Raw genomic sequence first — 12,677 nt, forward strand, 5'->3', positions numbered from 1 at the left:
CTATCAGAGAAATAGACCATTATTATTCTGCTTTCATTTTGCTTTTATCAAACAAAATGCATAATTTTGCGTTAATTTCACAAATGCCCCCAATAACAAACGACCGTAACTGTTATGAGAAAATTTGTTCTTTCCTTTTTATTCATATATATATCTTCCCTCTGTATCGCCCAAACATACAAATATCTTGGCGTAGAAGATGGTTTGAGCAATCGCAGGGTATATGCCATCCAGAAAGGTCCGAAAGGTTACATGTGGTTTCTTACGCATAACGGCATCGACCGCTATGACGGAAAAGACTTCAAGCAATATCGGCTGATAGACAGCGATATAGAAGTAAACTCAATGTTAAATCTGAGTTGGCTTTACGTAGGTGTGGACGGAACTCTGTGGGAAATAGGTAAAAAAGGAAGAGTGTTCCGTTATGATAGCAAACACGACCGCTTCCAGTTCGTATACAAGTTGCCGGACGAAGTGGTGAAAGGGAATCCTTCTCCCGTAAGCTATGGTTTCATTGACACCAACAACGTAGTATGGTTGTGCTATGAAGAGGCATTGTACCTATATGATACCCAAAGCGGAAAGACCACCGTCATCAAGAACCAGATTGGTGAAAGCATTACGGACATCGAACAGATTGACCCCGAACACTATTTCATCGGTACGGACGACGGTATACATCATGCTGAATTAAAAGATAATATCCTCAGCCTTTCTCCTTGTGAAAAGCTGGATAACCTGAAGATGCAGGTCAATGAATTATACTTTCACAAAGAGAGTCGCAAACTTTTTGTAGGAACCTTTCAGAGAGGTGTCTATGCGTATGACATGAACCTCCATCAGACCATCAAGCTCAATGCCGGCCTGGAAGATGTCAGCATCACCCGTATCAAAGCCTTCAATGACAAGGAAATATTGATAGCTACAGACGGTGCCGGTGTATATAAGATGAATGTAGAAACTTACAAATGTGAGCCTTATATTGTGGCCGATTATAACAGTTATAATGCCATGAACGGCAATAGTATTTATGATTTCTATGTAGATGGCGACCGTATCTGGATGGCAAACTATCCCATCGGCATCACGGTACGCAACAATCAATATACCAGTTACCAATGGATTAAACATTCTGTTGGTAACAAGCAATCGCTCATTAATGACCAAGTGAATGCCATTGTTGAAGACTATGATGGTGACTTGTGGTTTGCCACTAACAACGGTATTAGTCTCTATGTTACAAAAAACCAACAGTGGCACTCATTCCTCAGTGTATTCGACAATACCAGCCTGACAAAGAATCATGTGTTCATTTCTTTGTGCGAAATTTCACCGGGCATCATTTGGGCAGGCGGATATAGTTCCGGTATTTACCAGATAGACAAAAATCGGATGAAGGCTGAGTTTTTCACTCCCGCCACTTTCAGTGGGTCTGATATCCGGCCCGACAAATATATACGTTCCATAATGAAATCATCCGATGGTAGTATCTGGTCGGGTGGTTATTACAACTTAAAACAAATCAATTTCCAGACTAAAGAAATACGCCTATATCCCGGTTTGAATGGCATCACGGATATCAAAGAAAAGGACGAACAACACATGTGGATAGGCACTGCCACAGGTTTAAATCTACTGGATAAGGAAACCGGTAAGTATCAATATATAGCGATGCCGATAGAATCTTTCTACATCAATGCACTTTATCAAGATAAAGACGGTCTGTTGTATATAGGAACCAGCAACTCCGGACTACTTATCTATAACCATAAAAAGAAATCATTCGAGCATTTCCATAAGGACAATTGCGCCCTTATTTCCAATAACATATATACTATTCTTTCGGACGGAGATAAAAACATTCTGCTAAGTACCGAAAACAGTCTGACCAGTTACTATCCGACAGCAAAGGTATTCCATAACTGGACCAAAGAACAGGGTTTAAAGAGTGACCACTTCAACTCAACATCAGGTACACTTCGTAAGAATGGAGATTTCATCCTCGGAAGTACGGACGGGGCGATAGAATTTGATAAAGATATGATGATTCCGCGCAATTATAAGTATCAGATGGTATTCAGTGACTTGCGGGTATTCTATCAGACTGTTTATCCGGGAGATGAGAGTTCACCACTGGAAATGGATATAGATGAAACAAAAACGCTGAAACTGAAATATAACCAAAATATATTTTCTCTAAAAGTATCTTCTATCAATTACGATTACCCGTCGCTGCTCCTGTATTCATGGAAACTGGATGGTTTCTATGACGGATGGAGCCGCCCGGAAAAGGATTGCCTGATTCGGTTCACCAATCTGAATCCCGGGAAATATACATTACGAGTGCGTACCATCTCCAGTGAAGACCGTCGGGTTGTTCTCGAAGAACGTAGTATGGATATCGTAATAGAGCAACCCATCTGGCTCAGTCTGTGGGCATTGCTATTTTATGCGGCGGTCGTTGCAGCAATTGCCATTATCGCATTGCGCGTCATCATCTTACGTAAACAGCGAAAAGCTTCGGATGAAAAGATACGCTTCTTTATCAATACAGCGCATGATATCCGCACTCCGCTGACACTGATAAAAGCGCCCCTGGAAGAGCTTTATGAAAAGGAGAACCTGACTCCGGACGGACGCAGCAATATGAATACCGCCATACGCAATGTGAATGCCTTGCTGAGATTGACCACCAATCTGATTAACTTTGAACGGGCGGACACATATTCCGGTTCGTTATATGTATCAGAGTACGAATTGAGTACGTATATGGAGGAAATGATAAATGCTTTCCGGGCATACGCTGATGTGAAGCGGGTGAGCCTGACTTACGAAAGTAACTTCCGATACATGAATATCTGGCTCGACAAGGACAAGATGGACTCTATTCTGAAGAATCTGATATCCAATGCCCTGAAATATACTCCGGAGGGTGGTAGCGTACATATTTTTACCGCCGAAACAGAAGATAGCTGGAGCGTGGAAGTAAAAGATACGGGTATCGGTATTCCGGCTTCCGAACAAAAGAAGCTCTTCAAAATACATTTCCGGGGCAGCAATGCCATTAATTCAAAAGTCACAGGTAGCGGCATCGGGTTGTTATTGGTATGGAAACTTGTCCATATGCACAAGGGAAAGATAAACTTCAGTAGTACCGAAGGTAAGGGTTCTTGTATCAAGGTTACATTCCCTAAGGGAGAGAAGCATTATCGCAAAGCGATTCACACTCCGAAGCCGGGAAGTGAAAAGGTGGTTTATGCAGAATCGGGAGTGCCTAAGAATATTCCGCCCAGCACCGTTTACGAAAGTGCCCAACAGCAGCAACAGAATGGCGACCTTCCGAAAATTCTCATCGTTGAAGACAATGATGAGTTGAGGGAATATCTGCGTAATACATTATCGGACAGCTATAATATACAAGTATGCAATGATGGTAAACCGGCGCTTGATATAGTCAAAGAATATATGCCCGACATGATTATTTCGGATATTATGATGCCCGAAATGCGTGGAGATGAATTGTGTCATATATTAAAGAATGATATTGAAACGTCACATATTCCTATCATATTACTTACGGCACTGAATAATGACCGGAACATCATTGAAGGGCTGAAGACCGGAGCGGACGAGTATATAGTGAAACCTTTCAATATAGGTATTCTTCGTGCTACAATTGCCAACATACTCACCAACCGTTCCTTGCTACGGCACAAATATGCCAATCTGGAAGATGAAGAAGATGACGCTACTTGTCTCAACTGCTCCACCGATCTTGACTGGAAATTCATATCTTCCGTCAAGAAGAATGTAGAGGAGAATATAGATAATGCCGCCCTCAATGTAGAAATGCTCTGTGCCCTGCTGAATATGAGTCGCACCAGTTTCTATAATAAAATAAAAGCTCTGACCGACCAGGCCCCGGCGGATTATATCCGACTGATTCGTCTGAAACGTGCAGCACAGTTACTGAAAGAGCAACAGCACAGCATAACAGAAGTTGCAGAAATGACAGGATTCAGCGATGCGAAGTACTTCCGTGAAGTATTCAAGAAACATTTCAATGTCAGTCCGAGCCAATATGCGAAACAAAAAGAAGATAATAATGATGATAAATAAGAGAACATGAATATTTACCTTGAGGCGTTCGGCCTCTTTTCCAAAATAGGAGTTTTCACTATCGGAGGCGGTTACGCGATGGTACCACTGATAGAGGAAGAAATTGTAGATAAACGGAAATGGATTGCCAAAGACGACTTTATTGATTTACTCGCTATTTCCCAATCAACGCCCGGTATCCTTGCGGTTAATATTTCCATTTTTATCGGATATAAGTTACGGGGCTTTCGTGGAAGTTTAGTCACTACTTTAGGCACAATTCTGCCTTCTTTCTTCATTATACTTGCCATAGCGATGTTCTTCCATAACTTCAAGGATAATGTGATTGTAGAACGTATCTTCAAAGGGATTCGTCCGGCAGTAGTCGCACTTATAGCAGCTCCTACATTCAGCATGGCGAAATCTGCTAAGATTAGCCGCTACAACATCTGGATACCTGTGGTATCTGCCCTGATTATCTGGTTGTTCGGCTTCTCTCCTATCTGGGTCATCATCATTGCCGGAGTGGGAGGATACTTTTACGGAAGGCTACGCCGTTCGTAAATTAAAAATTGAGAATTGAAAATTAAAAATTGGCTGCGCATCAACAACTAATAATTAATAACTAATAACTGTTTCCATGCTTTATTTCCAGTTGTTTTATACCTTCTTCAAAATAGGACTGTTTGGTTTTGGCGGTGGATACGCCATGCTTTCAATGATACAGGGTGAAGTAGTCACCCGCTACGGATGGCTGTCGCCTCAGGAGTTTACGGATATTGTGGCTATCAGCCAGATGACACCGGGACCTATCGGAATCAATTCGGCAACATATGTAGGCTTCACGGCTACGGGAAATGTGTGGGGTTCCATTATTGCTACGGTTGCTGTAGTATTTCCTTCGTTCATATTGATGCTGGCTATCAGTAAATTCTTTCTAAAATACCAGAAACATCCCGCAGTAGAGGCAGTATTCAGCGGACTGCGTCCGGCTGTGGTAGGGCTTTTGGCGTCAGCGGCACTAGTACTGATGAATACAGAAAACTTCAGTTCGCCTAAGGAAGATATGTACGCATTTATTATCAGTTGCATCATCTTCCTGGTGGCTTTTGTGGGAACCAGAAAGTATAAAGTCAATCCGATTGTGATGATTATAGCCTGTGGAATAGCAGGACTGATACTGTATTAAAAGAGTGTGCTTTATTCGAGCAAATGTTTATTCGCCCGGATAAAGCAACACTTTGATATATCTTCCTTATAATTTCACCTTTTTAGCCACTGTTTTTGATTCATTATGCAGTCGGTCGAGTGCCGTCACCACATAACGGTATTTAGTCTTGCCATCCTCATATGGCAACTTATAGAAGTTATCCCGCGTAATGGCTATGATATGAGCAGGATTACTGATGTCCACTTTCTCTTTAGCATCGAAACGGTAGACTACATATTGTACGGCACGATTCATTTCATCCTTATACTTCGGCTCTGTCCAGAACAGGATGTACCCATCGGCTGTCCACACAGGTTTCACCTTACGCACTTTGGACGGTGCCTCATTATCCATGAATTCGAATACAGGCGGTAGAGCAGGATACTTATGATATTCAGCAATCAGAGCGTCACGATACTTCCCGGCATTCTCCACCACAGCGCTGGCAGGCCACTGGCAGCTTCCGCCAATCGTCTGATAAGCACGCTGCAACGCCATCTTGCGGGGTAATTGATTTATGGATGGATTCTGTGGATCAGCATTCTGCACCGTATTCATAACAGATTGCCCGATGAACAAAGGACGATTCTCCGTATTCTTCGCCCACCACTTCACCAATGTCTCATAATCAGCTGCCGGATGGCCAATATGCCAATATATTTGCGGAATGTTATAGTCTATCCAGCCTTCACGAGCCCAAAGGAGTACGTCGGCATAAAGGTCGTCATAGTTCTGCAATCCATTGGTTTTGCTACCTAGCGGATCACTTTTCTCATTGCGATAGATGCCGAATGGAGAAACACCGAATTTAACCCATGGCTTCAGTTCACGCACCGTCTCGTGTATTTTCTTTATCAATACATTGACATTACTGCGCCGCCAGTCTGCTTTATTGGAGAAACCACCGCCATAACGGGCAAAACTGGCATCGTCCGGAAAGTCGACTCCCGGTTTAGGATAGGGGTAAAAATAATCATCCATGTGAATAGCATCCACATCATAACGGGATACAATATCAGTCACCACCTTGCAGATATGATTGCGACTTTCGGGCAATGCCGGATCGAAATAGAGCTGATCGCCATAAGTTACAAACCATTCGGGATGCTTCCTATAGATATGAATAGGAGAAAGTTCGTTTTTCAAAGAAGTCTTCACACGATAAGGATTAATCCAGGCATGAAACTCCATACACCGTTTATGACATTCTTCAATCATAAATTGCATCGGATCCCAGTAAGGCTTCGGAGCCTCGCCTTGCACACCTGTCAGAAAACGACTCCACGGTTCATATTGCGAAGCGTACAATGCGTCTGCTTCGGGGCGCACCTGAAAAATAATGGCGTTGATACCAGCTTCTTGCAAGGAGTTCAACTGATTTATCAGAGTTTGCTTCAGCTTTTCGGTAGGAACTCCGCGGAACTGTCCGTTAACGGCTTGTATCCATGCCGCACGAAATTCACGTTTAGGATATCTCTCAGATTGTGATTGCGCCGCAACTCCCAAAGAAAGGAGCAAGGCACATACGCATAAAAAGGTTCTCAGTTTCATTCTTAAAGTCTAATTATTTTTAGTGATTGCTATTGATAGGCCATTCTACAATGACACGGGTACCTTTGGTATAGGCAGCATCCAGATAAATTTTTCCGTTCACAATATCCATTACCTGACGGGCGATGGAAAGTCCCAGACCAGTACCAGGGGTAAAGGTATCCACTTTAAAGAAGCGTTCGAACACAGTATCTCTATATTGCGAATCGATACCGATACCTGTATCTTCTAAAATAAGGCGCACAAGGTTATGGGCTTTGTCTTCCTCACACCGCAAACTGATGACACCTTTTTCTGTAAACTTCACAGCATTGTCCAGCAAAAGAGAAAGCACACGCTTCATCCAGGCACGAACAGTCAGAACCACAGGAGCTTCCGGAGATGGTATCCACTGCATTTCCACCCCTTCTTTCTGTTTGCCACCGAATGTATCCACACATTCAAGACAACAAGCATTGACATCAACCGCTTCTTTAGGCATATCCGCTGTCTGCGAATCCATATCGGCTATATCAATGATATTATCTATCAAACCCAGCAGATACGCACTGTTTCTCTCCACCTGTTCGGAATATTCACGGGCTTCTTCAACATTCAACCCTTCTTCGGCAAGTAGAGCAGAGAAACCTACCACAGAATTAAGCGGAGTACGCAATTCGTGAGTGACGTGTTGAATGAACGAACTCTTGATACGGCTCATCTTCTGTATTTCCTTACGGGCAGCATCCAATTTCCGATTCATGGAAAGGGTGCGAACATAAAGATAAGTGACCAGTAAAAGCAGTATCAAAATTACGCAACTTGCTGTAAATACAAGCACCAGGCGTTCGCGATTCATCTTATCACTCAGTTCCAGTTTTTCCATCTTCAGACGGTCTACCTCAAACTGAGCGGTATATTTGTTCAATTGCTCATCCATTTCTGCTGTACGGACAGAATCATTCAGCTGGCCATACTCAGCAAAGGCACGGCAAGCTTCCTTATAATTTCCAATCTGTTCCAGCATAATGGCTTTCTGACGATAATTGCCTGGATAATAATTTCCCAGTGAGTTCTGATAATCAATCAGCGAATCCATGTAGGATACAGCAGTACGTATATCTCCTAGTATCTGGCTACACATAAGTTTGTAACCAAACCAACTCTCAGGAGAAATATCTTCTTTATGCTTACGGTAATAAGTATCAGCTTCTTTCACATAAGATTCTGCGGCTGCTTTGCCTTTTGTTCCTAAAGCGCCAATGACACGAAACTGATAATAACGCATATGCAAAGCCGCTCCTATCCCGTAATTTTTATTTTCGGTGGTTTTCTTCAATTGTTCCAGCCTATCCAGATAAGGAATGGCATCAGCATAAGCCTGACGCGCCAAATAGGTTTGAATGATATTAAGAGAGACAACGTAAGCATCACGATAGTATTTACCCTCCTCAAAGTGTTTCAAAGCACTATCATAGTATTCCAGACAAAGTTTTACATTCTGGCCGAATATACGGTGATTATAACCTATACACATTTCACCGGATGCCATACCATATTTATCTTTCCGTTTCTCGGCATCCTTGGACAGCAATTCCGTTTCCCGCATTGCCTCCTCCTGCATACCTTTCTCCGTCATCCGCTGAATATACTGCCGCCATGCCTGATAGCGATCGGTATTGCGGTGGCAACGGTCTGCCCAGTCCATGTATTCGTAGGTAATCAGACGCAAGCTGTCAATATTGCCCAAATCATAATAGTGGCTCGCAATACAAGCATAAGCATCAGCAATCTGTGTCGTGTCTTTCTGTTCTTTCGCCAATTCCAGAAAACGCGTGCCCAAAGGAAGAAAATCCGGTTTGCCAGCAGCTTTTCGTGCACTGTCGGCAAATGACTTCAAATCAATGGTCTCTTGTCCGATGATTGTCTCGAAACAACAGAACAAGCATACCAAAGTTGCATAGAAGCATAATCGGGGGTATCGCATAAGGATATTTGTTTTAAAAAAATCGCATAAAAATAATGCTTTTCCTGCTTGTATATCAGTAACTATTTAAAAGTATAACAAATCTTAACCTGCCAATCATTGTACATATTTGAACGACAGTGATTATCTTTGTAGCTTGTAATTCACTTTAGTGACTCTGATTATGACAAAAAACAACTCCATACTTATCAAAGGCGCACGCGTCAATAACCTGAAAAATATAGACGTAGAAATTCCCCGTAACAGGCTTGTCGTCATCACCGGACTATCCGGCTCGGGCAAATCATCCCTGGCGTTCGACACGCTGTATGCCGAGGGTCAACGCCGCTATGTAGAAAGCCTCAGCAGTTATGCCCGTCAGTTCCTGGGACGTATGAGTAAGCCGGAATGTGACTTTATAAAGGGAATTCCGCCTGCCATCGCTATTGAGCAGAAGGTGAGCAGCCGCAATCCGCGTTCCACAGTCGGTACCTCTACTGAGATCTACGAATACCTGCGTTTGCTGTATGCCCGCATCGGACGAACATTCAGTCCCGTAAGCGGAGAAGAAGTAAAAAAACATTCCACCGAGGATATTGTAAACTGTATGTTGAGCTATCCGGAAGGAACAAGATATACTGTGCTGGCTCCGATATTGCTGCGCGAAGGACGCACGATGAAGCAACAACTGGACATTGATATGAAACAGGGTTTCAACCGCCTCGAAGTGAACGGCGAGATGGTACGTATCGACGAATACCAGCCGAAAGAAAACGATATGGTTTTCCTACTGATAGACCGTATGGTGGCATCTAAAGAGAAAGATGCAATCAGTCGTCTGACAGATTCTGCCGAAACAGCTATGTACGAGGGGGACGGTGCCTGTCTGCTGCGCTTCTATCAGACCGATGGAACGACCAGCCTCTACCGTTTCAGCACGAAGTTCGAAGCCGATGGGATCACTTTTGAAGAACCGAACGACCAGATGTTCTCTTTCAACTCCCCCATCGGAGCCTGCCCTGAGTGCGAAGGTTTCGGTAAGGTTATCGGCATCGACGAGCACTTGGTGGTGCCCAACCGTTCGCTATCTGTCTATGACGGCGCCGTGGTGTGCTGGCGTGGCGAGGTGATGGGTGAATGGAAAGACATGGTGATACGTGGCGCCGAGAAAGCGGGACTCCCTATCTTCACTCCCTATTTCGAGTTGACGGACGAACAACGCCGGATGTTATGGGAAGGCACCCCTTACTTTCAGGGAATCAATGCCTTCTTTAAGATGGTACAAGAAAATCAGTACAAGATACAATACCGCGTGATGCTGGCTCGTTACCGTGGCAAAACACTTTGTCCAAAGTGCCACGGCACTCGTCTGAAACCTGAAGCCGGTTATGTACGGGTGGGTGGACGTAACATTTCCGAGCTTGTGGACCTGCCCATTACAGAATTGAAGACCTTCTTCGATAACCTGAAACTGGATAAACATGATACGGAAGTTGCCACCCGCATTCTGACGGAAATCAATAGCCGCATCCGCTTCCTGCTCGACGTAGGTTTAGGATACCTGACGCTGAACCGCCTCAGCAATTCGCTTTCGGGTGGTGAGAGCCAGCGCATCAATCTTGCCACATCATTGGGTAGCAGCCTGGTAGGTTCGCTTTATATTCTCGATGAGCCGAGTATCGGACTACATAGCCGTGATACCGACAAACTGATACATGTGCTGCGCCAATTACAGCAACTGGGCAATACGGTGGTCATCGTGGAGCATGATGAAGAGATTATCCGTGCAGCGGATTACATTATAGATATCGGTCCGAAAGCCGGACGCCTGGGTGGACAAGTGGTTTACCAGGGAGACATGAAGGATTTGCAACCGGGTAGTGACAGTTACACCGTCCGCTATCTGCTGGGCGAGGAAGAGATTCCCGTTCCGGAGCATCGCCGCCCGTGGAACAACTATATTGAACTGACCGGAGCACGAGAGAACAATCTGAAAGGTGTAAATGTACGTTTTCCACTGAACGTGATGACCGTGGTGACCGGTGTCAGTGGTTCAGGAAAAAGTACGTTGGTACGCGACATCTTTTTCCGTGCCCTGAAGCGCGAACTGGATGAATGTAGTGAGCGCCCAGGCGAATTCGCCTCTATCGGTGGCGATCTTCAAAATCTGCGAAATGTGGAATTCGTAGACCAGAACCCTATCGGTAAATCCAGCCGTTCAAACCCGGTGACTTACCTTAAAGCTTACGACGAAATCCGCAAACTGTGGGCAGAGCAACCGCTTGCCAAACAGATGGGTTACAGCGCCGGGCATTTCTCATTCAACAGTGAGGGTGGACGTTGCGAAGAGTGTAAGGGAGATGGAACCATCACCGTAGAGATGCAGTTCATGGCCGATCTTGTACTGGAATGTGAGACATGTCACGGCAAACGCTTCAAAGCCGATACGCTGGAAGTGAAGTTCCACGACGTCAACATATATGATGTGCTGGAAATGACCGTCAACCAGGCTGTGGAGTTCTTCACCAAGCACGGACAGAAGAAAATCGTGAAAAAGCTCGCTCCACTACAGGATGTGGGATTGGGCTATATCAAACTGGGACAGTCCTCCTCCACCCTTTCCGGTGGTGAAAACCAACGCGTGAAGCTGGCTTACTATCTCAGTCAGGAAAAGGCGGACCCTACCATGTTCATCTTCGACGAACCAACCACGGGATTGCACTTCCACGACATACGCAAACTGCTGGAAGCATTTGATGCCCTGATACTTCGCGGGCACTCCATCGTTATCATCGAGCATAACATGGACGTCATTAAATGTGCCGACTATGTGATAGATCTCGGTCCGGAAGGTGGCGACAAAGGTGGAAATCTTGTTGCAGCAGGCACACCGGAAGAAGTGGCGAAATGCGCGGCAAGCTATACGGGACAATTTCTACAAGAAAAGTTACCCAGATAAGTATAACAGATAGACAACTTGAGTTAAGCGCCTAAGGAATTAAGTAGCGAAAACTAATTCGTCCCTCCATAAGGAACTTTGCGTCCCCTTATGGAGGGACGAAAGGTTCCTTATGGAGGGACGAAAAGTTCTCTATGGTGGAACGCATTAGCTTTCGCACCGAATGCGCCTGTGTTTCGGCTTTAGAAGTAGAAGCCGAAGCCTACTTTCAACCCAAATACCGAACGGTCGCCATTCACATTCCAATACACTGCAGGCTCAAGCGTCACCGTCTTCGTCAGGAAGAAGGCATAGCCCGCTTCTGCTCCAAATGAGAACTTGGTGTCGTCGCTTGTTCCCCAGTCCCAACGGTCCACATTGACGTCGGCACCCAGATATACACCTATATTGCTGAAATAATAACGACCGCCTACACCAAGGGTATAGATATCCGTATCCGAACCGCCATTGTTCCAGGCAGCACCTGCATGTATCAGCAATGCTACATTATCCAACAGGAACGCACCGCCTTTGGCTTCAATGCCGAAAGAGGTTTTGTCCGTATCCGTATTGTGTGACAGACCTAAACCTGAAATCGAAGGATTCAAAATCCACTTTCCTTTTTCAAACTGCGCCTGAGCAGCCACTGTGGCTACGAGCAGACATACGAGTAATGCTAATCTTTTCATTGTTACTTATTAGTTTTTGGTGTTATTATACTTTTCATCTTCTTCACGACGTCTCCGCTGCAACTCTTCCTTTTTGCGCAACACAAACCAAAGAATAAATACGATGACGTAGGACGCCGCAACCGTGACGTACTTCTCCGTATCGCTGATGACCGTGTTACGAGGCAGGAAATAGGCTGCCGTGGCACTCACATAAATAAGCAGGGCAAGCGTGATGCTTGTAGATTTCTTGAATTTCTTCATTAC

8 protein-coding genes are annotated in these 12,677 nt (G+C 44.6%); 4 read left to right on the plus strand and 4 right to left on the minus strand.

The genetic code is table 11. The features are described 5' to 3' along the window. Positions 1-114: 114 nt before the first annotated feature. The 3 genes from HMPREF9447_RS26415 to HMPREF9447_RS26425 all read left to right on the plus strand — a co-directional run bounded on the left by HMPREF9447_RS26415 (position 115) and on the right by HMPREF9447_RS26425 (position 5,287). Positions 115-4,119: a hybrid sensor histidine kinase/response regulator transcription factor gene (locus HMPREF9447_RS26415; RefSeq protein WP_009132711.1), complete on the plus strand. Its 4,005-nt coding sequence runs from the start codon at positions 115-117 to the stop codon at positions 4,117-4,119. Between the two features lie 6 nt (positions 4,120-4,125). Then, positions 4,126-4,662, plus strand: a complete 537-nt coding sequence (locus HMPREF9447_RS26420) for a chromate transporter (RefSeq protein ID WP_009132712.1) — start codon at positions 4,126-4,128, stop codon at positions 4,660-4,662. Positions 4,663-4,738: 76 nt separating this feature from the next. Further along, the gene (locus tag HMPREF9447_RS26425) at positions 4,739-5,287 is read left to right on the plus strand and encodes a chromate transporter (protein ID WP_009132713.1); all 549 of its coding nucleotides are present in this window, start codon (positions 4,739-4,741) and stop codon (positions 5,285-5,287) included. A 66-nt stretch (positions 5,288-5,353) separates the two neighbouring features. Here the strand turns inward: HMPREF9447_RS26425 and HMPREF9447_RS26430 are convergent, their stop codons facing one another. Beyond that, positions 5,354-6,859, minus strand: a complete 1,506-nt coding sequence (locus tag HMPREF9447_RS26430; RefSeq protein ID WP_009132714.1) for a glycoside hydrolase family 10 protein — start codon at positions 6,857-6,859, stop codon at positions 5,354-5,356. 19 nt (positions 6,860-6,878) lie between these two features. Then, a complete protein-coding gene (locus tag HMPREF9447_RS26435) occupies positions 6,879-8,825 on the minus strand; it encodes a sensor histidine kinase (protein WP_009132715.1) in 1,947 nt (648 codons plus the stop codon). A gap of 163 nt (positions 8,826-8,988) precedes the next feature. Here HMPREF9447_RS26435 and uvrA point away from each other — a divergent pair, with 163 nt between their 5' ends. Then, the gene (uvrA, locus tag HMPREF9447_RS26440; protein ID WP_009132716.1) at positions 8,989-11,763 is read left to right on the plus strand and encodes an excinuclease ABC subunit UvrA; all 2,775 of its coding nucleotides are present in this window, start codon (positions 8,989-8,991) and stop codon (positions 11,761-11,763) included. A gap of 182 nt (positions 11,764-11,945) precedes the next feature. On the opposite strand, the gene HMPREF9447_RS26445 is transcribed toward uvrA, so the two are convergent. Both HMPREF9447_RS26445 and HMPREF9447_RS26450 read right to left on the minus strand, forming a co-directional pair. After that, positions 11,946-12,431 (minus strand): outer membrane beta-barrel protein, encoded by a 486-nt coding sequence (locus HMPREF9447_RS26445; RefSeq protein WP_009132717.1) that lies wholly within the window; start codon positions 12,429-12,431, stop codon positions 11,946-11,948. Between the two features lie 9 nt (positions 12,432-12,440). Beyond that, entirely contained in the window at positions 12,441-12,674 is a 234-nt protein-coding gene (locus tag HMPREF9447_RS26450; RefSeq protein WP_009132718.1) for a hypothetical protein, read from the minus strand. Positions 12,675-12,677 lie beyond the last annotated feature (3 nt).

It is taken from the genome of Bacteroides oleiciplenus YIT 12058 (assembly GCF_000315485.1).
In the GTDB taxonomy this organism is placed as follows: Bacteria; Bacteroidota; Bacteroidia; order Bacteroidales; family Bacteroidaceae; genus Bacteroides; species Bacteroides oleiciplenus.